Annotated in this window: 20 protein-coding genes, 1 tRNA gene and 1 pseudogene; 14 read left to right on the forward strand and 8 right to left on the reverse strand. The window is 73.6% G+C overall.

Annotated elements, in window-relative coordinates; translation table 11 throughout:
* Positions 1 to 149 precede the first annotated feature (149 nt).
* Positions 150 to 704, forward strand: a complete 555-nt coding sequence (locus XF36_RS21115) for a DUF6578 domain-containing protein (RefSeq protein ID WP_145981442.1) — start codon at positions 150 to 152, stop codon at positions 702 to 704.
* 142 nt (positions 705 to 846) lie between these two features.
* On the opposite strand, the gene XF36_RS21120 is transcribed toward XF36_RS21115, so the two are convergent.
* From XF36_RS21120 to XF36_RS21135, 4 genes are read right to left on the reverse strand one after another with little or no spacing between them, the layout of a single operon-like run.
* Positions 847 to 1,872 (reverse strand): NAD-dependent epimerase/dehydratase family protein, encoded by a 1,026-nt coding sequence (locus XF36_RS21120; RefSeq protein WP_060713297.1) that lies wholly within the window; start codon positions 1,870 to 1,872, stop codon positions 847 to 849.
* Positions 1,873 to 1,902: 30 nt separating this feature from the next.
* Entirely contained in the window at positions 1,903 to 2,577 is a 675-nt protein-coding gene (locus tag XF36_RS21125) for a PIG-L deacetylase family protein (protein WP_060713298.1), read from the reverse strand.
* Between the two features lie 57 nt (positions 2,578 to 2,634).
* A complete protein-coding gene (locus XF36_RS21130) occupies positions 2,635 to 3,474 on the reverse strand; it encodes a sugar phosphate nucleotidyltransferase (protein ID WP_060713299.1) in 840 nt (279 codons plus the stop codon).
* Between the two features lies 1 nt (position 3,475).
* Positions 3,476 to 4,750 (reverse strand): class I SAM-dependent methyltransferase, encoded by a 1,275-nt coding sequence (locus XF36_RS21135; RefSeq protein WP_238588977.1) that lies wholly within the window; start codon positions 4,748 to 4,750, stop codon positions 3,476 to 3,478.
* Between the two features lie 160 nt (positions 4,751 to 4,910).
* Between XF36_RS21135 and XF36_RS21140 the strand changes: the two genes are divergently transcribed.
* Together XF36_RS21140 and XF36_RS21145 are read left to right on the forward strand one after the other, a co-directional pair.
* A tRNA-Gln gene (locus XF36_RS21140) sits at positions 4,911 to 4,981 on the forward strand.
* 63 nt (positions 4,982 to 5,044) lie between these two features.
* On the forward strand, positions 5,045 to 5,950 hold the full coding sequence (locus tag XF36_RS21145; RefSeq protein WP_202968425.1) for an aminoglycoside phosphotransferase family protein: 906 nt from the start codon (positions 5,045 to 5,047) through the stop codon (positions 5,948 to 5,950).
* Positions 5,951 to 6,057: 107 nt separating this feature from the next.
* Here the strand turns inward: XF36_RS21145 and XF36_RS21150 are convergent, their stop codons facing one another.
* Entirely contained in the window at positions 6,058 to 6,501 is a 444-nt protein-coding gene (locus XF36_RS21150; RefSeq protein ID WP_060713301.1) for an OsmC family peroxiredoxin, read from the reverse strand.
* A gap of 105 nt (positions 6,502 to 6,606) precedes the next feature.
* Entirely contained in the window at positions 6,607 to 7,125 is a 519-nt protein-coding gene (locus XF36_RS21155; protein ID WP_238588978.1) for a L,D-transpeptidase, read from the reverse strand.
* Between the two features lie 346 nt (positions 7,126 to 7,471).
* Between XF36_RS21155 and glmU the strand changes: the two genes are divergently transcribed.
* Both glmU and XF36_RS21165 read left to right on the forward strand, forming a co-directional pair.
* Positions 7,472 to 8,956, forward strand: coding sequence for a bifunctional UDP-N-acetylglucosamine diphosphorylase/glucosamine-1-phosphate N-acetyltransferase GlmU (gene glmU, locus XF36_RS21160; RefSeq protein ID WP_060714881.1), 1,485 nt, complete (start codon positions 7,472 to 7,474; stop codon positions 8,954 to 8,956).
* 29 nt (positions 8,957 to 8,985) lie between these two features.
* Entirely contained in the window at positions 8,986 to 9,933 is a 948-nt protein-coding gene (locus XF36_RS21165) for a ribose-phosphate diphosphokinase (RefSeq protein WP_233147721.1), read from the forward strand.
* A gap of 61 nt (positions 9,934 to 9,994) precedes the next feature.
* On the opposite strand, the gene XF36_RS21170 is transcribed toward XF36_RS21165, so the two are convergent.
* Positions 9,995 to 10,477, reverse strand: a complete 483-nt coding sequence (locus tag XF36_RS21170) for a MarR family winged helix-turn-helix transcriptional regulator (protein ID WP_060713302.1) — start codon at positions 10,475 to 10,477, stop codon at positions 9,995 to 9,997.
* Positions 10,478 to 10,549: 72 nt separating this feature from the next.
* On the opposite strand from XF36_RS21170, the gene XF36_RS21175 reads away from it, so the two are divergent.
* The 5 genes from XF36_RS21175 (at position 10,550) to pth (ending at position 14,791) form a co-directional block, all read left to right on the forward strand.
* Positions 10,550 to 11,647: a substrate-binding domain-containing protein gene (locus tag XF36_RS21175; RefSeq protein WP_060713303.1), complete on the forward strand. Its 1,098-nt coding sequence runs from the start codon at positions 10,550 to 10,552 to the stop codon at positions 11,645 to 11,647.
* 97 nt (positions 11,648 to 11,744) lie between these two features.
* Positions 11,745 to 12,029, forward strand: coding sequence for a zinc ribbon domain-containing protein (locus XF36_RS21180; protein ID WP_060713304.1), 285 nt, complete (start codon positions 11,745 to 11,747; stop codon positions 12,027 to 12,029).
* Between the two features lie 39 nt (positions 12,030 to 12,068).
* A complete protein-coding gene (gene fmdA / locus XF36_RS21185) occupies positions 12,069 to 13,322 on the forward strand; it encodes a formamidase (RefSeq protein ID WP_060713305.1) in 1,254 nt (417 codons plus the stop codon).
* 186 nt (positions 13,323 to 13,508) lie between these two features.
* Entirely contained in the window at positions 13,509 to 14,201 is a 693-nt protein-coding gene (locus tag XF36_RS21190; RefSeq protein WP_060713306.1) for a 50S ribosomal protein L25/general stress protein Ctc, read from the forward strand.
* Positions 14,198 to 14,791, forward strand: coding sequence for an aminoacyl-tRNA hydrolase (gene pth / locus XF36_RS21195; protein ID WP_060713307.1), 594 nt, complete (start codon positions 14,198 to 14,200; stop codon positions 14,789 to 14,791). Before XF36_RS21190 ends, pth begins: the two co-directional genes overlap by 4 nt.
* 57 nt (positions 14,792 to 14,848) lie before the next feature.
* Here the strand turns inward: pth and XF36_RS21200 are convergent, their stop codons facing one another.
* Positions 14,849 to 16,531, reverse strand: coding sequence for a fatty acyl-AMP ligase (locus XF36_RS21200; RefSeq protein ID WP_060713308.1), 1,683 nt, complete (start codon positions 16,529 to 16,531; stop codon positions 14,849 to 14,851).
* Positions 16,532 to 16,620: 89 nt separating this feature from the next.
* Here XF36_RS21200 and XF36_RS21205 point away from each other — a divergent pair, with 89 nt between their 5' ends.
* From XF36_RS21205 to XF36_RS35290, 4 genes and pseudogenes are all read left to right on the forward strand, one after another.
* Complete coding sequence (locus tag XF36_RS21205) at positions 16,621 to 17,988, forward strand: dipeptidase (protein WP_060713309.1); 1,368 nt, start codon at positions 16,621 to 16,623, stop codon at positions 17,986 to 17,988.
* Positions 17,989 to 18,126: 138 nt separating this feature from the next.
* Positions 18,127 to 18,429 (forward strand): IclR family transcriptional regulator domain-containing protein, encoded by a 303-nt coding sequence (locus XF36_RS21215; protein WP_082375554.1) that lies wholly within the window; start codon positions 18,127 to 18,129, stop codon positions 18,427 to 18,429.
* 44 nt (positions 18,430 to 18,473) lie between these two features.
* The gene (locus XF36_RS21220) at positions 18,474 to 19,298 is read left to right on the forward strand and encodes an LLM class F420-dependent oxidoreductase (RefSeq protein ID WP_020626945.1); all 825 of its coding nucleotides are present in this window, start codon (positions 18,474 to 18,476) and stop codon (positions 19,296 to 19,298) included.
* A 47-nt stretch (positions 19,299 to 19,345) separates the two neighbouring features.
* Positions 19,346 to 20,425, forward strand: a pseudogene (locus XF36_RS35290) (BTAD domain-containing putative transcriptional regulator); the annotation flags it as partial.
* Between the last annotated feature and the right edge of the window lie 927 nt (positions 20,426 to 21,352).

Below are 21,352 nucleotides of genomic sequence, written 5' to 3' on the forward strand. Positions count from 1 at the left end.
ACGTCGACGGCCCGCCCCGCGACGGTAGCGCGCGGCGGCCGGTCGACACAGTAACCGGGTGTCGCGGGGGCACCGGCCGGGTTACCGTCGTGGCACCGGTGCCCGGGGCCGTCGCGCCCCGGTTCGTCGAGTGCGCCGGGTTCTCACCGATGTCCGACCCTGTCATCGAGATCGTCGTCGATTCCTGGGAGATCGAGTGCTGCGCCCCACCGCCCGTGGTGGGTGAGCAGGCCACCTGGCGGGTGCTCTTCGTCCCGTCCACCGATCACCCCTTCTCCGCCGAACACCTGTGGTCCGTCGTGCCGCACGAGCCCGCGCCCCGGCTGCACCGCGACGGCGTGGTCGCGGCCTGCGGCGGCGGCCACACCGCTGCGGCACCGCCACCCGGTGAGCACCGCCTGCGCGGCCACCTGTCCGGTGCCGCTCACGTGTTCCCCGAGGACCTCCCCCCGGTGACCGGCCGGGTGCGCCGTCTCCGGGTCCTTTCTTACGAGCTCGCGGCCGATCCCGGGGGCACCTACGCGCTGAGCCCTGTCCCCGGCAGCGTGGCCGTCCGGGACATCGACGCGAGCCCGCGCTGGTTCGCCCGTCCAGCGCCGCGGGTGGGCGCCCCGGCCCGGTCGGGACAGCGGTTCGTCGCAGGGGTGCCACAGCCGGGGCGGTACGAGACCGGCATCGTCGTCGACCTGCACGTGGAGGCGTGAGTACCCGCGTCGACGACCGTGTGGTCGGCCCTCGCCTGGACGGGCACGGCGTCGTCACCCGCTGGTGGTGCCTACGGGACCTGGAGACGTCGACGGCCCGCCCCGCGACCGTAGCGCGGAACGGGCCGTCGGCCGAGCGGTCCTACTTCACGACGTGCATCGACCCGTCGAGTTCCCCCGCCGCCTGACGACGGTTGAGCACCGCGAGTCGGGTGAAGGAGTTGTCGAACGCATCCTGGGTGAGGCCGCGGTTCCGGTACTCGGTGGCGAGCTGCTCCGCACCGGCCGGGATCGTCCAGGACGCCTCGAAGCCGAGCTCCTTGCGGGCCCGGGCGAAGTCGACCCGGTAGCTGCGCGGGTCGTTGCCGGCCTCGCCGGTGATGTTGAGCGTCGAGCCGGGGACGGCGTCGATCACGGCCTGCGCGATCTCGGCGACGGTCCGGTTGTTCCGCTCGGTGCCGACGTTGTAGGCCCGGGCCCGGACGACGTCCGCCGGAGCCGCCAGCGCGGCGACCACCGCGCCGGCGATGTCCTCGGCGTGCGCGAGCGGGCGCCACGGGGTGCCGTCGGAGAGCACCGTGACCTCGTTCGTCAGGATCGCGCGGCCGACCAGGTTGTTCAGCACGATGTCGGCGCGCAGCCGCGGCGAGAACCCGAACGCGGTCGCGTTGCGCATCGAGACCGGCACGAAGTCGGCGTCGGCGAGCTCGGCCAGGTCGTCCTCGACGCGGACCTTGGAGATCGCGTACGGGGTGACCGGCTTGAGCGGGGCGTCCTCGTCGACGAGGTCGTCGCCGGACTGGGCGCCGTAGACCGAGCAGGTGGAGGCGTAGACGAAGCGGCCGACGCCGGCCTCCTTCGACAGCCGGGCCAGCCGGGTCGACGCGTGGTGGTTGATGTCGTAGGTGATCTCCGGCGCGAGCGAGCCCAGCGGGTCGTTCGACAGCGCGGCCATGTGGACGACGGCGTCGAACCCGGAGAGCTGCTCCACGGTCACGTCGCGGAGGTCGGTGCTGAAGCCCTCGACGTCGGGGGTGTCCAGCGAACCCAGCACGCAGTCGGCGAACAGCCCGGAGTCCAGGCCAGTCACCTCGTGACCCGCGGCCGCCAGCAGGGGCGCCATCACGGTCCCGAGGTAGCCCTGGTGCCCGGTGAGCAGTACGCGCATGTATGTCCCTTTCTCGGAGTGTGTGCGGGGTCAGAAGCCGCCGGGTTCGGAGCCGACCATCGGCGCCGGCGACAGCGTCAGCTTCTGGACGTGGAAGCCCTCGGCGTAGCGGGCGTGGCACTGCACGCCACGCACCCTGGCCAAGCCGCGGAAGGTCTCGTCGTCGAACCAGGTCCGGTCGCGCTGGCTGCCGTAGTGCTCGTGGAGCTTGGCGATCTTCTCGGTGAGCACCGGCTCCGACAGCGGGAGGAAGACCGTCGGCTGGGCGAGGTCACCCTCCCACTTGAGGATCTCGTAGCCGAGCGTCAGGTGGTCGCGGAACGCGGTCGGGATCATCTGCGACAGCGTCCGGTGGTCCTGGTGGGCGTCGTGCGGCGACGGGCCGATCACCAGGTCCGGCTCACTGCGGCTGCGCAGGTCCTCCAGCGCCATCTTCGCCCGCTCCCAGTGCTGCGGGACACGGCCGTCGGGCAGGTCCATGACGATGACGTCGAGGTGCGCGCCGGGGGTGAACGCGGCCAGCGCGGCCCGCTCCTCCTCCTCGCGCAGCGACCCCGCACCGGTCAGGACCAGCGCGGTGACGTGCACGCCCGGGTAGGCACGGCACAGCTCCAGGAGCATCCCGCCGGCCCCGATCGGGATGTCGTCACAGTGGGCGCCGAGCAGCAGGATGCGGTCCAGCCGCTCGGGCAGCAGGTTCAGCACGGTCTCTCGTTCCCCCCGGAGTTCCGCGAGCAGTGGTCGTTCGTACCGACGTCTCGCTCAGTCGCGCTGGTGGCTGCTGCGGTGCATCTGGGCGATGGCTGCCTGCAGCGGGTCCTGGTCGGCCTCGTGGGACTCCCACAGCATCCACGGCCGCGCACCGCTCTGGTACGCCGCCTCCAGCGCGTTGCGCTCCTTGACGGTGTCGGCGGGCTGCCAGAAGCCGCGGTGCCGGTAGGCCGACATGCGGCCCTTGCGCGCGAGCGGGGCGGCGGCGTCGGCGATCAGGTCGCAGTCCTTCTCCAGGTAGTCGAAGATCTCCGGCCGGAACATGAGATAGCCGCCGTTCTCCCAGATCGGCATCTCCTGCAGCGTGGTGATCGACTCGAGCCTGCCGTTGTCGTCGACGTCGACGCAGTGGAACGCCGACTGCGGCGGCACCGCCATCAGCTGCCCGACGGCGTCGGTGCCGGCGAACTGCTCGACCATCCGGTCCAGCGGGGCGTCGGTGAGGACGTCGGCGTAGTTCGCGTGGAACATCTCCTCGTCCTTGACCAGCGCCTTCACCCGGCGCAGGCGCTCACCGATCGGCGAGTCCAGACCGGTGTGGACGAACGTGACGTTCCAGTCCTGGACGTCGCTGCCCATGAGCTCGACCTCGCCCTGGTGCAGCACGAAGTCGTTGGACTCGGTCTCGTCGTAGTGGAGGAAGTAGTTCTTGATGTGGTGCGCGCCGTAGCCCAGGCACAGGACGAAGTCCGTGTAGCCGAAGTGGGCGTAGTAGCGCATCACGTGCCAGATCAGCGGTCGCGGGCCCACCGGGTGCATCGGCTTCGGGAGGTCGGAGGCGCCGTCGCGCATCCGCATGCCGTAGCCACCGCAGAACAGGACGACCTTCACGTCAGACCACCTCGAGCGACGGGATCGGGAAGACCAGCGTGCCGCCCCACTCACGGACGTAGGACAGCTGCTCGATCAGCTCGGTGCGCAGGTTCCAGGGCAGGATCAGGACGTGGTCGGGGCGGTCCTGCGCGATCCGCTCCGGGGCAGAGATCGGAATCCGGGTCCCCGGCGTTAGCCGCCCGTGCTTGTACGGGTTGCGGTCGACGGTGTACTCGAGCAGGTCGGGCCGGATGCCGCAGTAGTTGAGCAGGGTGTTCCCCTTGCCCGGGGCGCCGTAGCCGACGACGCGCTTGCCCTGGCGGCGGGCGTCGATGAGGAAGGCGACGAGGTCGTCGCGGATGGTGGAGACGGCCTCGGCGAACCCGTCGTGGCCCTCCGGCGTGTGCAGCCCGGCCGCCGCCTCGGCGGCCAGGACCTCGCGGACCTTCGCGCTCGGCTCGCCGGCGATCTCGGCCGGGCGCGCCCACATGCGGATCGAGCCGCCGTGGGTGTCGAGCAGCTCGACGTCGACAAGGGCCAGCCCGCCCGCGGCGAGCGCCCGCTGCCCGGTGAGCAGCGTGTAGTACTGGAAGTGCTCGTGGTAGATCGTGTCGAACTGCTTGCGCTCGACGAGCGTGAGCAGGTGCTGGACCTCGATGGAGACCCAGCCGTCGTCGGCGACCATGGCGCGCAGTCCCTGCGCGAAGCCGACGACGTCGGGGATGTGGGCGAACACGTTGTTGCCGCAGACCAGGTTCGCCGGGCCGTGCTCGGCACGCACCCGGGCGCCGGCCTCCGGGGTGAGGAACGCGGTGAGCGTCGGCACGCCCTTCTCCCTGGCAGCCTCCCCGACGTTCACGCTCGGCTCGACCCCCAGGCAGCGGATGCCCTTCGCGACGACGTGCTGCAGCAGATAGCCGTCGTTCGACGCGACCTCGACGACGAACGAACCCGAGTCCAGCCCGGCCCGCTGCTGCGCGGAGTCGACGAAGCGCCGGGCATGCTCCACCCACGACGAGCTGAACGAGGAGAAGTACGCGTACTCGGAGAACGTCTCCTCCGGGCTGATCTCCGGCGGCAGCTGGGCGAGCAGACACGAGTTGCACACCCGCACGTGCAGCGGGAAGGTCTGCTCGGGCTGCTGTGCCGTCTCCTCGGTGAGGAACAGCTCGCAGGGCGGCGTCGCACCCAGGTCGCAGAAGCTGCGCAGGTCGGTCGTGCCGCAGAGGCGGCACGTCAACGCGGTTCCGGACCCGATCGACGACGTTGTCCCGGAGGCATCCGTGTTCAGCACGCAGCGAGTCTGACAACTCGGCGCGCGGGCGGCACGCCCGGGGTGGATGTCACCCATTCGTGGGTGTTTGTCCGTGATCAGGACCACCTGCGCGCAGCACACGGGACGGGTGCGCTGCGAGGACGCCGTCGCCAACGTGTCACGATGGCGGGGCCCACGATCCGCCGTGGTGTAACGGCAGCACCTCGGATTTTGGTTCCGATGGTCCAGGTTCGAATCCTGGCGGCGGAGCAGCCGCGCCCCCGCGCCTCCGCTCGCGGACGTAATCCACTCGCCCACCACACCGTCCCGGTGGTGCACTCCCCCGCGATGATGCACATCGACGAGGTACGGGTGGACGCCGCCACCGCCCGCCGCCTGGTCGACGATTCGTTCCCCGCGCTGCGCCACCTACCCGTGCGCCCGGCCCCCGGCAGCAGCACCGTGCACGCCGTACACCGGGTCGGGGACGGCCTCGCGGCCCGGTTCCCGCTGCAGGGCCACGACACCGCGGCGGTGCGCGAGCGGCTGGTGGCCGAGGCCACCGCGGCCCGGGAGCTCGCCGCCTACAGCCCGGTCCCGACGCCCGAGCCGGTCGGGATCGGCAACCCCGGGCACGGCTGCCCGCTGCCGTGGTCGGTCCAGACCTGGGTGCCGGGCCGCACCGCCGCCGATGACGACCCCGGCCGGTCGGCCGCATTCGCCGTCGACCTGGCCGGTCTGCTGCGCCGCCTGCGCGCCGCCGACACCCGCGGGCGCCGGTTCGCAGGTGACGGCCGCGGCGGGCACCTGCCGGACCAGGACGCCTGGATGGCGACGTGTCTCGCCGAGTCCGCCGACCTGCTCGACGTCGGCCCGCTCCGTCGGATGTGGGCGGAGTTCCGGGTGCTGCCCCGCGCCGGGCCGGACGTGATGTCCCACGGCGACCTGATCCCCGGCAACGTGGTAGTCGCCGACGGCCGGCTCACCGGCCTCCTCGACGGCGGCGGATTCGGCCCGGCCGACCCGGCGCTCGACCTCGTCGCGGCGTGGCACCTGCTCGACGACGGGCCGCGGGAGCTGCTGCGCACGGAGCTGGGCTGCGGCCCCGTCGAGTGGGCGCGGGGACGCGCCTGGGCGTTCGCGCAGGCGATGGGCCTGGGCTGGTACTACCAGACCTCCGCCCCGGCGCTGAGCAGGCTGGGACTGCACACGCTGGACCGGCTGCTGCGTAGCCGCTGAGCCCGCCGGCGCGGTCGCCGTAGTGCGGCGGATGTCCGACGGCGACTAACCCGGACACGACGACGCCCCCGTCCGAGGTCCGGGCGGGGGCCGTCGCGGGGGCGTTCTCAGCTCTCGAGAGCGGCGTCCAGCGTGATGTCGACGCCGGTCAGTGCTTTGGAGACCGGGCAGCCGGCCTTCGCGGCGTCGGCGGCCTTGGCGAAGCCGTCGGCGTCGAGGCCGGAGACCTCGCCGCGCACCTTCAGGGTGATGCCCGTCAGCTTGAAGCCGCCGTTGTCCTTGTCCGGCCCGAGCGAGACGTCGGCCGACACCTCCAGCGACTCCGGGGTGCCGCCGGCCTCGGCGATGTTCGCCGAGAGCTGCATCGCGAAGCAGGCCGAGTGGGCCGCCGCGATGAGCTCCTCCGGGCTGGTCGTGCCGCCGGCCTCGTCGGCGGCACGCTTCGGGAAGCTGACCTCGTAGGTGCCGGCCTTGGAGCTGGACAGCTCCACCTGACCGGATCCCTGCTCCAGGGTGCCGTTCCAGGCGGTGCGGGCGCTGCGCGTGGGCATCGTTACCTCCGTGTCATGGGATATCGGTTTTGCACAACCGATCGACCGGTAGTGTTCTCCGATGCGGCGTTCCCCGCCACCCGTGACGCCGAAACCCGCCGGGGGTCACCTCGGGATGTTGGTGACCTCGACCCGGTCGCCGACCTGCAGCGAGTTGAACCAGCGCTCGGCGTTCTCCCGCGACAGCCGGACGCAGCCCGCCGACTCGGTCTCGGTGTTGCCCTCGTGGAAGGCGATGCCGCCGGGGGCGAAGAAGACCGAGAACGGCATCGGGGCGTTGTTGAACTCCGCGCTGCGGTGGTCCCTGTTCTTCCACTGGACCTGGAACACGCCGGCGGGAGTGCGCTGGCCCTTCTTGCCGAACGACGCCGGCACCGGCCCCGCCTCGATCTTCCCGTCACGGATCAGCCACGCCGCGCTGTTCGCGAGGTCGACGCACGCCCGGGCGGCCGCCGAGCACGGGGTCCCCTCGGCACGCCCCGGGCCACCGCCGGACTCCGCAGGCGCCGCCGACGCGGTCCCGATCATCCCGGCGGTCAGTCCCGTCGCCACCAGGGCCACCACCGTGGCCAGGACCGTCATCATCCGGGGCCGCCGGCGGCGTCCCTCGACCTCGCGCGTCATCGCACTCCTGCCCATCGCTGCCGGGACGGCCGACTCCGTCGTCGTCCGTCGCTCCTGGCAGGAGAACGAGGCCGTGCCACGGCCGGTTACCACCCGATGGATTGATCTTCGATTCGGGCGGCCACCGGGTGGGGAAGACGGGCCCGCCCGATCACCCGGTACCGCCCACGTACGATGCCGTACCGGCACGGCGCGTCCCGCGTCCTCCGTCCGGCGCGGGCGGCGAGCCCGGCAGGAGGAACCGAACATGCCCGAACCCGACCGGGCCGGCACCGGTGACCGACCGGCCCCCGGAACGGCGGCGGTCGCGGCCGGCATCGTCCTCGCGGCGGGTGCGGGTTCGCGGATGCGGTCATCGACGCCGAAGGTGCTCCACGAGCTGGGCGGGCGCAGCATGCTCGGCCACGCGGTGCACGCACTGGCCGGTACCGCCCCCGAGCACCTCGTGGTCGTCGTCGGACACGAGCGCGAACGGGTGGAGCGGGCCGTCGGCGACATCTCCGCCACCCTCGGACGCACCGCCACCACCGCCGTCCAAGAGCAGCGCCTCGGCACCGGCGACGCGGTCCGCAGCGGCCTCACCCCGCTCCCCGCGGACCTGACCGGCACCGTCCTGGTCACCTACGGCGACGTCCCGCTGCTCGACACCGCGACCCTGTCCGCGCTGGTCACCGAGCACACCGACCACGGCGCCGCGGTCACCCTGCTGACCTGCGAGGTCCCCGACCCCACCGGCTACGGCCGGATCGTGCGCGGGAGCGGGGGCTCCGTCACCGGCATCGTCGAGCACGCCGACGCGACCCCGGGACAGCGCGCGATCAGCGAGATCAACTCCGGGGTCTACGCCTTCGACGCGGAGTTCCTGCGCGCGGGCATCACGGGCCTGGCCGCGCACAACGCACAGCAGGAGCTCTACCTCACCGACCTGGTCGCCGCCGCCGTCGCCGCGGGCCGGACGGTGCACGCCCTCCGCTGCGACGACGAGTGGCGCGTGCGCGGCGTGAACGACCGCGTTCAGCTCGCGGAGCTCGGCGCCGAGCTGAACCGACGCGTGCTGCGCGAGTGGATGCTGGCCGGGGTCACCGTGGTCGACCCAGCCACCACCCGGATCGACGTCGACGTGCGGCTGGCGCCCGACGTCGTGCTGCACCCGGGCACCCAGCTGCACGGTGCGTGCGAGGTCGGCGAGGCCGCGGTCATCGGTCCCGACACCACGCTCACCGACACCGTCGTCGGGACCGGCGCGAGCGTCGTCCGCACCCACGGGTCGGAGTCCCGGATCGGGCCCGGCGCCTCGGTGGGGCCGTTCGCCTACCTGCGCCCGGGCGCCGTCCTCGGCGAGCGCTGCAAGATCGGCACGTTCGTCGAGGTCAAGAACTCCGACATCGGCACGGGCACCAAGGTGCCGCACCTCACCTACGTCGGCGACGCGACGATCGGCGAGATGAGCAACATCGGCGCCTCGTCGGTCTTCGTCAACTACGACGGTGTCCGCAAGCAGCGGACCGTCATCGGATCTCACGTGAAGACGGGGTCGGACACCATGTTCATCGCCCCGGTCACGGTCGGGGACGGCGCCTACACCGGCGCCGGGACCGTGCTCCGCTCCGACGTCCCACCGGGGGCGCTCGCGGTCTCGGGTGGACCACAGCGCACCATCGAGGGGTGGGTGCCGCGCAAGCGGCCCGGCACCCCCGCCGCCGAGGCGGCACGGCGGGCGGGCAGCGCCCCGTCCACGAACGGTACGACCAGCACCGACGGCGCAGGTCACAGCACCTCCGCCGACACGACAGACCCGAGAGACCTCAGCCGAGGAGGCACCGCACGGTGAGCGCGATCGCAGGCACTCCCAAGAAGAACATGATGCTGTTCTCGGGGAGGGCGCACCCGGAGCTCGCCGAGCACGTGGCGAAGGAGCTCGACGTCACGGTCACCCCGCAGTCCGCCTACTCCTTCGCCAACGGTGAGATCTTCTGCCGCTTCGAGGAGTCGGTCCGCGGGAGCGACGCGTTCGTGATCCAGGCGCACTCCGCCCCGATCAACGACGCGATCATGGAGCAGCTGATCATGGTCGACGCGCTCAAGCGCGGGTCGGCCAAGCGGATCACCGCGGTCATGCCGTTCTGGGGCTACGCCCGTCAGGACAAGAAGCACCGCGGCCGCGAGCCCATCTCGGCCCGCCTCGTCGCGGACATGTTCAAGACCGCCGGTGCCGACCGGATCCTGACCGTGGACCTGCACACGTCGCAGATCCAGGGTTTCTTCGACGGCCCCGTCGACCACCTGTTCGCGCTGCCGGTGCTCGCCCAGCACATCAAGAGCACCCGGCCGAACGGGAACTTCGCCGTCGTCTCCCCCGACTCCGGCCGGGTGCGCCTGGCCGAGCGCTGGGCCGAGACCCTCGGCGGGACCCCGCTGGCGTTCATCCACAAGACCCGGGACCCGCGCAAGCCGAACGAGGCCGTCGCGAACCGGGTGGTCGGTGAGATCGAGGGCCGCTGTTGCGTGGTCATCGATGACATGATCGACACCGGTGGCACCGTCGCGAAGGCGGTCGAGGTGCTGCTCAAGGAGGGCGCCTCGGACGTGATCGTGGCCGCCACCCACGGCGTGCTGTCCGGCCCGGCCACCGAGCGCCTGGCCAACTGCGGTGCGTCGGAGGTCATCTTCACCGACTCGCTGCCGATCCCGGACGAGAAGCGGTTCGACAGCATGACCGTGCTCCCGATCGCCCCGCTGCTGGCCGAGGCGATCCACCAGGTGTTCGAGGACGGCTCGGTCACGAGCCTGTTCGACGGCAACGCCTGAGCACCCCGCACGTCCGCCGACGGCGCTCCGCCTCCGGGTGGGGCGCCGTCGGTCGTCCCGGTCAGCGCTCGGTCGCGACGAGCCCGGCCTGCCCCGGCGCACCGGGCCGCCCGGTCGCGGCCTGCAGGCGGCCCAGGACGTCGTCGAACAGGGCGGCGTCGGGGCCCAGCAGGTCCCGGTAGCGCTCCAGCACCCCGGCCGCCGCGGCGTCCCACTCCGCGAGCGCCGCGCGGCCCCGCTCGGTCGCAACGACCAGCACCCGGCGCCGGTCGACGGCGTCCGGCCTGCGGTGGACGAGGTTCGCCGCGGTCATCCGGTCCACGAGCTTGGTCGCCCGCGGCGCCAGCAGCAGTGCGTGCTCGGCGAGCGCGCTCATCGTCGCGCCGCCCCGCGCCACGAACCCCAGGACCCGCCACTGCTCGACCTCGGAGCCACAGGCCTGCAGTGCGTCGTCGAGCTCCTGGTCAAGGGCCCGGCCCACCGCGCAGAGCGCCCGCAGCGACTCGTCCCCGGACGGCCGCACGTGCTCCGCGGGCTCCGCCATGAGCGCATCGTAACCGGACGTTTTCGCCCGAGGGGCTGGGTGGGCGAGGCCACGATGGATAGCGTCACCTGCATGACTCCGACCCCGGCCCCCGGGCGCGCGACGGCGGTGCCGGCACGCGGGAGCGAGGTGCTCAACGTGGCGCTGGTCGTCCCGCTCCAGGGTCCTGCCGGCATCTTCGGCCCGTCGTGCGAGTCCTGCGCGACACTCGCGGCCGAGGAGGTCAACGCCGCGGGCGGGGTGCTCGGCCGTGAGCTGAACCTGGTGCCGGTCGACGGCGGTGCGCCACCCGCCGTCGTCGCCGCGGAGCTCGACGCACTGGTCAGCGCGGGGGCCGTGGACGCGGTCACCGGCTGGCACATCTCGGCGGTCCGCGAGGCCGTCGCACCCCGGATCCGCGGGCGCGTGCCCTACGCCTACACCGCGCTGTACGAGGGCGGCGAGCAGCGGCCGGGGCTGTTCCTGACCGGGGAGACCCCGGACCTGCAGCTGGGCCCGTCGCTGAGCTGGTTCGCCGAGGCCGCCGGGGTGCGCCGCTGGACGATCATCGGCGACGACTACGTGTGGCCCCGCCGGTCCGCGCAGGTCGCGACCGAGCACCTGCGCCGGATCGGCGGGACGGTCTGCGACGAGATGTACGTCCCGCTCGGCACCGAGGACTTCTCCCGCGTGCTGCACCGGGTCGAGGCGAGCGGCTGCGACGCGGTCCTGATGCTCCTGATCGGCAACGACGCCGTCGAGTTCAACCGGGCCTTCGGCACCGTCGGACTGGACCGGGAGATCCTGCGCTTCAGCTCGCTGATCGAGGAGAACGTGCTGCTCGCCTCGGGCCCGGAGAACACCCGCGGGCTGCTCACCTCGGCCGGCTACTTCGAGGACCTGGCGACGGCGTCGGGGCTGGACTTCGCGGCCGCGCACGCCCACCGCTTCGGCCCGGACGCACCGGTGCTCAACAGCCTCGGCGAGTCCTGCTACGAGGGTGTCCGGCTGCTCACCGAGCTCATGCGCCGGGCCGGGTCGCCGGAGGTGCCGGCGATGACCGCGGTCGCCGAGGGGCTGGCCTACGAGAGCCCGCGCGGGACCGTCGAGGTGCACGGCCGGCACCTGCGCCAGCAGGTGTTCCTCGCCGTCGCCGACGGGGTGGCGTGGGACGTCGTCCAGCAACTCTGACGCCCGCGTTGACACCCCGGCCCGTCGGTCGTACTTTCCCAGGAAATTATTTCCTCGGATGCATGTCGGGTCGCCCGACGTGCCGGGAGGTACGACCGTGGCGCTCTACGTCTACCGGTGCGGGGCCGACGGCCCCGTCGAGGAACGGCACCCGATCGGCAGCGCCCCCGCGACGGCGCGCTGCCCCACCTGCGGGGAGGCGTGCCCGCGCGTCATCACCGCGCCGATGCTCGGCCTCGCCGACCGCGGCCGCGTCGCCCTGATCGACCGCACGACGGCGACGGCCCACGAGCCACAGGTCGTCTCCGCCCCGCCACCGCGCCCGCTGCGCCCCGGCGGGCCGCCGCTGCACCCGGCCACCCGCGGCCTGCCGCGACCCTGACCGCTCCGCCCGCGTCCGCACCGACCCCGGGAGTGCCCGATGCCCAGGAACGTCTTCCCCCTCGACAGCACCAGGTCCTTCACCGACCAGCAGCTGACCGGCCACAACCGGTGGCACCCCGACATCCCGGCGCAGGTCCACGTCAAGCCCGGGGACACCTTCCGCGTCGACTGCCGCGAGTGGTTCGACGGCGCCATCCACAACGACGACTCCGCCGACGACATCCTCGACGCCCCGCTCGACGGGGTGCACGTGCTGTCCGGACCGATCGCCGTCGAGGGGGCGCAGCCGGGTGACCTGTTGATCGTCGACATCCTCGACGTCGGCCCGATCCCCCAGGAGGACTCCGGTCCACTGGCCGGGCAGGGCTGGGGCTACACCGGCGTGTTCGCCACCCGCAACGGCGGCGGCTTCCTCACCGAGCAGTTCCCCGACGCCTACAAGGTCATCTGGGACTTCCAGGGCGGGACGGCCACCTCCCGGCACGTCCCGGGGGTGTCGTTCACCGGGATCGTCCACCCCGGACTGATGGGGACCGCACCCTCTCCCGAGCTGCTCGGCCGCTGGAACGCCCGCGAGCAGGCGCTGATCGACACCGACCCGGACCGGGTGCCGCCGCTGGCCCTGCCGCCCAACCCCGACTCGGCGATCCTCGGCTCGCTGACCGGAGCCGACTTCGACCGGGCCGCCGCGGAGGCCGCGCGCACCGCACCGCCCCGGGAGAACGGCGGCAACCAGGACATCAAGAACCTCACCAAGGGCAGCCGGGTCTTCTACCCGGTGTTCGTCGACGGCGCGAACCTGTCGATGGGCGACCTGCACTTCTCCCAGGGCGACGGCGAGATCACCTTCTGCGGCGCCATCGAGATGGGCGGCTTCATCGACCTGCACGTCGACGTCATCAAGGGCGGGATGGCGACCTACGGCGTGAGCGAGAACGCGATCTTCGTGCCCGGCAACACCGACCCGCAGTACAGCGAGTGGATCGCGTTCTCCGGCACCTCGGTCACCCTCGACGGCGAGCAGCGCTACCTCGACTCGCACCTGTCCTACCAGCGGGCCTGCCTGCACGCGATCGACTACCTGACCAACTTCGGCTACTCCCCGATCCAGGCCTACATGATCCTCGGGGCCGCACCGATCGAGGGCAGGCTCTCCGGGGTCGTCGACATCCCGAACTCCTGCTCCACGGTCTACCTCCCGACCGGGATCTTCGACTTCGACGTCAAGCCCGGCAAGAACGGCCCGCACCGCATCGACCCGGGTCCGGGAGTCCCCCACTCGGTGGCCTGACCAGCGGGGCCCGTGGTCGTCGCGGGGGGCTGACCCCGGGACGCCCGCGGGCCTGGCGTACTCTTCTCGGCATCTCCGCGGCGAGGGCGGGTGCACCTAGACCCGCCGTGATCGACGTGGGCCGATCCCGGTCGGCTCCTCGCCGCGCGCACCTGTCGCAGAACGTCTTTCGAGGAGCAAGCAGCCGTGGCCCAGACCCGCATTCCCGCCGAGACCCGGACCGAGTTCGGCAAGGGCGCCGCCCGTCGCACCCGTCGTGCCGGCAAGATCCCCGCCGTCCTCTACGGCCACGGGACCGACCCCGTCCACCTGTCGCTGCCGTCGCTGCAGTTCGCCGCGGTCGTCCGCGAGCAGGGCCGCAACGCCGTGCTGGAGCTCGACGTCGACGGTGCGCAGCCGCAGCTCGCGCTGACCAAGACCGTGGTGGTGCACCCGCTGCGCCCCTACATCGAGCACGTCGACCTGCTCGTCATCAAGCGTGGCGAGAAGGTCGAGGTCGAGCTCGACGTCGTCGTCACCGGCGAGGCCGCCCCCGGCTCGCTGGTCACCCAGGACCTCAACACCGTCCTGGTCGAGGCCGACGTGCTGAACATCCCGGAGAACATCGAGATCTCCGTCGAGGACGCCGAGATCGGCACCCAGTACTTCGCCAAGGACCTGAAGCTCCCCGGCGGCGTCGAGCTGCGCACCGACGAGGAGTACCTCGTCGTGCAGGTCGTCGCGGCCCCGACCGAGGAGGACCTCGAGGCCGAGGTCGACACCGAGGGTGCCGGCGTGGTCGAGGAGCCGTCCGACGAGGAGCGAGCCGCCGAGGGCGAGAGCGACTCCGCCGAGGGCTCCGCGGACTCCGAGGGCGACTCCGAGTCCTCCGACAAGTGAGCCCCGTGCCGGGGCCGGCCCTCGTCGTCGGACTCGGGAACCCGGGTCCGGAGTACGAGGGCACCCGGCACAACGTCGGTACCCGCGTCGCCGCGCTGCTGGCGACGCGGGCCGGCGCCGGCCGGTTCTCCGCGCACAAGCGGTCGAACGCCGACATCGCGCAGGGCCGGCTGGCCGGTCGCCCGGTGACCGTGGCCGTCCCCCGGACGTACATGAACCTCTCCGGCGGCCCGGTCGCCGGGCTGGTGCAGTACTTCTCGATCCCGCCGACCGAGGTGATCGTCGTCCACGACGAGCTGGACCTCGACTTCGGCGTGGTCCGCCTCAAGCGCGGCGGCGGCGAGGGCGGACACAACGGCCTGCGCTCGATCAGCAAGGCGCTCGGCACGAAGGACTACCTGCGCGTGCGGTTCGGCATCGGTCGGCCACCGGGTCGTCAGGACCCGGCGGACTACGTGCTCAAGCGGTTCTCCGGTGTGGAGAACAAGGAGCTCGACCTCGGTCTGGACCTCGCCGCGGACGCCGCCGAGGCCCTGCTGTCCGAGGGCCTGGGGCCGACGCAGAACCGGTTCCACCCGCTGTCGGGCTGAGCCCGTCCTCCACGAGAGCCCCGGTCCCGCTGGGATCGGGGCTCTCGTGCGTCCGGGTCAGCGGCGGGCGGTGAGCAGGTCCGCCGTCGCGGCGCGGCGGAGCTTCCCGGACGGGGTCTTGGGCAGGCTCCCCGGGGCCAGGACCGCGACCTCGGCGGGGCGCACCCCCACCGCGGAGACGACACGGCGGATCACGTCGTCGCGGATCCTGCGCACGGTGTCGGCATCGGTGTCCCCACGGGCCTCGACGGCGACGGCGAACGACTCCCTATGCCGCCCCTCACCCGCGGCCATCCGGACCGCGACGACGTTGCCCGCGCGCACGCCCTCGGCCGCACCGGCGGCCCGTTCGATGTCGGTCGGGTAGATGTTGCGACCACCCATGATGATCACTTCCTTGGTGCGGCCGCACACGACGACGACGCCCTCGGGTGTCAGGTAGCCCTCGTCGCCGGTGTCGAACCAGCCGTCCCGGTCCTGGGTGGGCGCCGGGCCGTCGACGGTGAGGTAGCCGGGCGTCACGGCGTCGCCGCGCAGGTGCAGCACCCCGACCTCCCGGGGTCCCAGCACGCGACCACCGCTGCCGACGACCTTCACCTCGATCCCGGGCAGCGGCGGTCCGAGCTCGGGGAACTCCCGCACCGGACCGGCGCCCGCGGGCTCGGCACGCCGGAGCGTCTCCAGCGACTCGGCGTCGACCCGGTCGACCGTCAGTCCGGTGTGGACGGGCGCGAAGGACACCCCGAGCGCGGTCTCGGCCATCCCGTAGGCGCACAGCACCGACTCCGGCCGGAGCCCGAAGCGGGCGCCGGCGTCGGTGAACGCCGCGACCGCGGCCGGGTCGACCGGCTCGGCGCCGTTGAGGGCGATGCGCAACGTGGACAGGTCGAGCGCGCCGTCGTCGACCCGGGCGAGCTGGCGGGCCAGTACGGCGTAGGCGAAGTTCGGGGCCGCGGTGACGGTGCCGCGGTAGGACGAGATCAGCTCGGCCCACAGTCGCGGGCGGCCCAGGAAGTCCGCGGGGGTGACGGTGACCAGGTCCAGCCCGACCGTCATCGGGACGGTCAGGAACCCGACCATGCCCATGTCGTGGAACAGCGGCAGCCACGACACCATCCGGTCGGTCGCGACGTCCAGTGCCGACGCGGTCACCATCGCCCCGATGTTGGCGTGCAGGTTCGCGTGGGTGATCCGCACGGCCTTCGGGGCTGCGGTGGAACCGCTCGTGAGCTGCAGCAACGCGGTGTCGCCCTCGTCGGCGACGGCGGCGTCCGCGACGAACGCCGCCGGGTCGCCGGTCAGCGAGTCGAGCATCCGGAACGGGATGCCGCGCTCGGTCAGGACCGGGGCGAGGGCGTCGAAGGGCGGGCCCAGCAGCACCATCGCGGCGTCGATCATCGTCAGCGTGGCGACGGTGTCGGCGGCCCACTCGGTCAGGTCGGTGCGCGGGGTCGGCTGGTGCAGCATCGTCACGCTGCCGCCGCACAGCCACACCGCCTGCGCGGCCGGGGCGATCGCCGCGGGCTCCCCGGCCAGCACCCCGACCGCGCCGCCGAACGGGAGGGCCGGGCCACCGTCGTCGCCGGGGCGTCGCAGGGCGTCCGCGATCCCGCGGGCCGTCCCGTGCACCTCCGCCCAGGAACGCCGCACGGGTTCGCGCGGCTCCCCCGTCGTCATCCCGCGGGCGGACCCGTCGGGACCGGTCGCGGACTCCAGCAACGTCGCCAGGAATCGGGACATGCGCCCGAATGTAGCGACGAACCACCCGTGCGTGGCGGCACGATCGGCGACCGGTGCGGCCCCACCGCGCCCGCGTAGCATCCGACCGCATGGCCGAGCCGCAGACAGACCCCGCTCCCGCAGCGCTCTCCGCTGCCGTCGACGCCGTCCTGCCGGGCGCGCGCACGGATCTCGAGGCGCTGGTCCGCATCCCGAGCATCTGGGCCGACCCGGCACACGCCGAGGACACCCGGCGCTCGGCGGACGCGGTCGCCGCGCTGGCCCGCGACGCCGGTGCCGCCTCGGTCGAGATCCTGTCCGCCGACGGCGGGGCCCCGGCCGTCGTCGCGCACTGGCCCGCGCCCGAGGGCGCGCCCACGGTGATGCTCTACGCCCACCACGACGTCCAGCCCACCGGCGGCGACGACGAGTGGACCAGCCCGCCGTTCACCCCGACCGAGCGCGACGGCCGGCTCTACGGTCGCGGCGCCGCCGACGACAAGGCCGGCGTGATGACCCACCTCGCCGTGCTGCGCGCCCACGACGGGAAGCCCCCGGTCGGGGTCGTGCTGTTCATCGAGGGCGAGGAGGAGTCCGGCTCCCCCACCCTGACCGCGCTGCTCGCCGAGCACCACGCGAAGCTCGCCGCCGACGTCATCGTGATCGCCGACGCCGCGAACCCGGCCGTCGACGTGCCGGCGCTGACCACGAGCCTCCGCGGCCTGGTCGACGTCGTCGTCGAGGTCTCGATGCTGGAGCGTCCGGTGCACTCCGGGGGCTACGGCGGCCCGATCGGCGACGCGCTCACCGCGCTGTGCCGCACCCTGGCCACCCTGCACGACGACAAGGGCGAGGTCGCCGTCCCCGGCCTGGTGCGCGGCAGCTCCGACGCGCCCGACCCGGACGAGGCCACTTACCGTTCCGACGCTGGCCTGCTCGACGGTGTCGAGCTGCTCGGCACCGGGTCGATCCCGGACCGGGTCAACCACGCCCCCGCCGTCGCGGTGCTGGGGATCGACGCGCCGAAGGTCGCCGAGGCCTCCAACGTGCTGCTCCCCCGGGCCCGGGCGATGGTGAGCATGCGGCTGGCCCCCGGCCAGGACGCCCGCGAGGCACAGCAGGCGCTCGCCGGGCACCTGGAGCGCAACGTGCCGTGGGGCGCGCACGTGTCGGTGACCCCGGGCGGCGGGGTCGCGGAGCCGTTCAGCCTGTCCTCGACCGGTGAGGTCTACGATCACGCCCGCGCCGCGTTCTCGGCCGCCTACGGCAACGACGCGGTCGAGACCGGCATCGGCGGGTCCATCCCGTTCATCGCCGAGTTCGCCAGGACCTTCCCGGGCGCCGCGGTGCTGGTCACCGGCGTCGGGGACCCGGCCAGCCGCTGGCACGGGATCGACGAGAGCCTGCACCTGGGCATGTTCGGGCGCGGGGTGCTGGCCGAGGCGCTGCTGCTGGCGCGGCTGGGCGGGCGCGGCTGAGAGCCGCGCCCGGACCCGTCACAGCGGGGCCGCGACCGGCGACGCCGCCGCCTCCAGCGCCGCCGACGCGGTCGCCGCGGTCGACTCCCACCGCCCCGCGTCCCCGGCACCCAGCAGGGCGAGCACACCGCGCCTGCCGTGCGACGGCTGCGCCGGCTCGCCGGGGATCCGTCCGCGCAGGAACGGCTGGACCGGCAGATCGAGCAGGTGCGCCACGACGGCTACGCGATCTCGCTGGAGGAGCGCGTCCCCGGGGTCGTGGCCGTGGCCGTGCCCGTCTTCGACCACACCGGTGCGGTCGCCGCGCTGTCGGTGTCGGTGCCGGCCGTGCGGGCCGGGCGCGACGAGCTCGTCGGGTTCGTCCCGATGCTCCGCGAGGCGTCCGACGAGCTCTCCGCCCGGCTCGGCGGGAGCGGTCCGCCGGCCGCGTCGTCGGGCTGAGGCGCGCCCCGCGTGCGGGCCGCGCCGGGCGGGTACCCGCGGTCATGAAGTTCGGCATCGCCACGTTCGTGACCGACGAGGGCATCCGCCCCGGACCGCTGGGCCGTGCGCTGGAGGAGCGCGGCTTCGACTCGGTGTTCCTCGCCGAGCACTCGCACATCCCCACCAGCCGCGAGTCGCCCTACCCCGGCGGCGGTGACCTGCCGCGGGTCTACTACCGCACGCTCGACCCGTTCGTCGCGCTCACCGCGATGGCCGGGACGACCACCGACCTGCTCCTCGGCACCGGCATCGCGCTGCTGCCCCAGCGCGACGTCATCCACACCGCCAAGCAGACCGCGAGCCTGGACCTGGTGTCGGGCGGGCGGCTGCTGTTCGGCGTCGGGGCCGGGTGGAACCGCGAGGAGATGCGCAACCACGGCGTCGACCCCCGAGTCCGCGGGCCGCTCATGACCGAGCAGCTCCACGCGCTGCGAGCACTGTGGACCGAGGACGAGGCCGAGTTCCACGGCGAGCACGTCGACATCGCGCGCTCGTACTGCTGGCCGAAGCCGGTCCGGACCCCGCCGATCTACCTGGGCGGCGAGAGCGAGGCCGCGCTGAACCGGCTCGCCGAGGTCGGCGACGCCTGGCTGCCGCGCTCCCACACCTCGGTCGACGAGATCCGCCGGGTCCGCGCCGACCTGGCCGAGCGTGGCAAGCCGGACGTGCCGACGACGGTGTTCGGCGGGAAGCCCGACCCCGACGTCGTCGCCGGGTACGCCGAGGCGGGCGTCGAGCGGGTCACCTTCCTGCTCCCGACCCTGCCGGAGTCCGAGACCCTCACGAAGCTCGACGAACTGGCGCAGGTGGTCCGGCGGTCGAGCTGACCGATCGGCGGAGACCCGGTCGCCGTCGCGGGGCAGAATGGCCGGTGATGTCGATCCGGCTGCTCGGCCCCGTCTCCGTCACCGACGCCGGCGGGCGCGACCTGCTGCCCGCCGGCGCCCGTGTACGGGGTCTGCTCGCCCGGCTCGCGCTCGACGCCGGGCACCCCGTCGACACCGCGACGCTGGTCGACGCGCTGTGGGGCGACGCCCCACCGTCGACGGCGAACGCGCTCCAGTCGCTGGCGACCCGGCTGCGCCGCGCGATCGGCGCCGAGCGGGTGCGGACCGCGACCGGCGGCTACCTGCTCGCCGTCGACCCGGACGAGGTCGACGCGCTGCGGTTCGCCGCGCTCCGCCGGGCTGCGGCGGCCGAGCCCGACGACGGCCGCGCCAGCGCCCTGCTCACCGAGTCCCTGGGCCTGTGGCACGGTCCGCCGCTGGGCGGGCTGAACGGGCTCGCGTTCACCGGCCCGGCCGCCACCCGGCTCGCCGACGCCCGCGCGGGCGCCGCCGAGGAGCTGGCCGCCCGCGGGCTCGCGGCAGGGACCCCCACCGCGGGTCTGGACGCGCTGACCGCGGTCCTCGCCGAGCAGCCGCTGCGGGAGACCACCGCCGTCGCGCTCGCCCGCGGGCTGCACGGGGCCGGGCGGCGGGCCGACGCGCTGGCCGTGCTGGACCGGACCCGGGCCGCGCTGGTCGAGGAGCTCGGCGTCGACCCGGGCCCGGAGCTGCTGCGGACCCGCACCGAGCTGCTGCGCGACGACCCGCCCGCCACCGCGATCCCCGTACGGCGACCGGCGCCCCCGCCGGACCGGCCCCGGCCGGTGGCGCTCACCTCGTTCGTCGGCCGGGAGAAGGACCTGGCCCGCGTACGGTCGCTGCTCGGTTCGGCGCGACTGGTCACCGTGGTCGGGCCGGGCGGGGCCGGGAAGACCCGCCTGTCGCAGGAGGCCGTCCGCGACGTCGGCCCGGCCGTCGCCGTGGTCGAGCTGGCCGCGCTGACCGGCGGGGACCAGGTCGTTCCGGCCGCGCTGCACGCCGTCGGCGGGCCGGAGCTGTCGGTCGCGGACCGGGACGGGCCGGACGCCATGGCGCGGCTGGTGTCCGCGCTGACCGGTCGCGAGCTGGTGCTGCTGCTGGACAACTGCGAGCACCTGGTCGACGACGTCGCGGGCCTGGTCCACGAGCTGCTCGCTCGGCTTCCCGGGCTGCGGGTGCTGACGACCAGCCGGGAGCCCCTCGGCGTACCGGGCGAGGTCCTGCACCCTCTCGGGTCGCTGGATCCGGCGCAGGCGACGCGGCTGTTCGCCGAGCGCGCCGTCGCCGTCCGGCCGGACTTCGACCCGGCCGACCACGCCCCGGCCGTCGCCGAGATCTGCCGTCGTCTCGACGGTCAGCCGCTGCCCATCGAGCTCGCGGCGGCCCGGGTGCGCAGCATGAGCCCGGCCGAGATCGCCGACCGGCTCGCCGACCGCTTCCGGTTGCTGGTGTCCGGTGCCCGGACCGTGCTGCCCCGCCACCAGACGCTGCGGGCGGTCGTCGACTGGAGCTGGGACCTGCTCTCCCCCGCCGAGCGTGCGCTCGCGGCCCGGTTCGGGGTGTTCGCCGGCCCGGTCGACGCCGGCACCGTCGAGGCCGTCTGCGGCGACGACGCGTTCGACCTGCTCCCGGCACTGGTGGAGAAGTCGCTGGTCGTCCCCGTGGACGGGGCGGAGGACGGTGCGACCCGCTACCGGATGCTGGAGACTATCCGCGAGTACGCGGCCGCGCGACTGGCCGACGCGCCGGACCACGACGCCGTGACCGCGGCGCACGCCGACCACCTGCTCGCGGTGCTGGAGCCCGGGGAGCCGCGGCTGCGCGGCGGTGACCAGCTCGACCAGCTCGCCGTCGTGCGGCGGATGGAGGGCGAGGCCGTCCGCGCGCTGGACCGCGCCGTCGACGCCGGCGACGGCCCCCGGGCGCACCGGTTGTTCGCGACCCTGGCCTGGAGCTGGACGGTCCGCGGCGACCTCGGCTCGCTGAAGCCCTGGTCCGACCGGGTCGCGACGGTC

Origin of the sequence: Pseudonocardia sp. HH130629-09 (assembly GCF_001294645.1) — a bacterium.
Taxonomy (GTDB): Bacteria; Actinomycetota; Actinomycetes; order Mycobacteriales; family Pseudonocardiaceae; genus Pseudonocardia.

What these genes read in the sequence shown, in the direction of transcription:
- XF36_RS21175 (WP_060713303.1), top strand. Translation starts at nt 10,550, where the DNA reads ATGACTCCGACCCCGGCCCCCGGGCGCGCGACGGCGGTGCCGGCACGC.
- XF36_RS21220 (WP_020626945.1), top strand. Translation starts at nt 18,474, where the DNA reads ATGAAGTTCGGCATCGCCACGTTCGTGACCGACGAGGGCATCCGCCCC.
- XF36_RS21165 (WP_233147721.1), top strand. Translation starts at nt 8,986, where the DNA reads ATGATGCTGTTCTCGGGGAGGGCGCACCCGGAGCTCGCCGAGCACGTG.
- fmdA (WP_060713305.1), top strand. Translation starts at nt 12,069, where the DNA reads ATGCCCAGGAACGTCTTCCCCCTCGACAGCACCAGGTCCTTCACCGAC.
- XF36_RS21115 (WP_145981442.1), top strand. Translation starts at nt 150, where the DNA reads ATGTCCGACCCTGTCATCGAGATCGTCGTCGATTCCTGGGAGATCGAG.
- XF36_RS21155 (WP_238588978.1), bottom strand. Translation starts at nt 7,125, where the DNA reads ATGACGCGCGAGGTCGAGGGACGCCGCCGGCGGCCCCGGATGATGACG.
- XF36_RS21150 (WP_060713301.1), bottom strand. Translation starts at nt 6,501, where the DNA reads ATGCCCACGCGCAGCGCCCGCACCGCCTGGAACGGCACCCTGGAGCAG.
- glmU (WP_060714881.1), top strand. Translation starts at nt 7,472, where the DNA reads ATGCGGTCATCGACGCCGAAGGTGCTCCACGAGCTGGGCGGGCGCAGC.
- XF36_RS21200 (WP_060713308.1), bottom strand. Translation starts at nt 16,531, where the DNA reads ATGTCCCGATTCCTGGCGACGTTGCTGGAGTCCGCGACCGGTCCCGAC.
- XF36_RS21170 (WP_060713302.1), bottom strand. Translation starts at nt 10,477, where the DNA reads ATGGCGGAGCCCGCGGAGCACGTGCGGCCGTCCGGGGACGAGTCGCTG.
- XF36_RS21205 (WP_060713309.1), top strand. Translation starts at nt 16,621, where the DNA reads ATGGCCGAGCCGCAGACAGACCCCGCTCCCGCAGCGCTCTCCGCTGCC.
- XF36_RS21120 (WP_060713297.1), bottom strand. Translation starts at nt 1,872, where the DNA reads ATGCGCGTACTGCTCACCGGGCACCAGGGCTACCTCGGGACCGTGATG.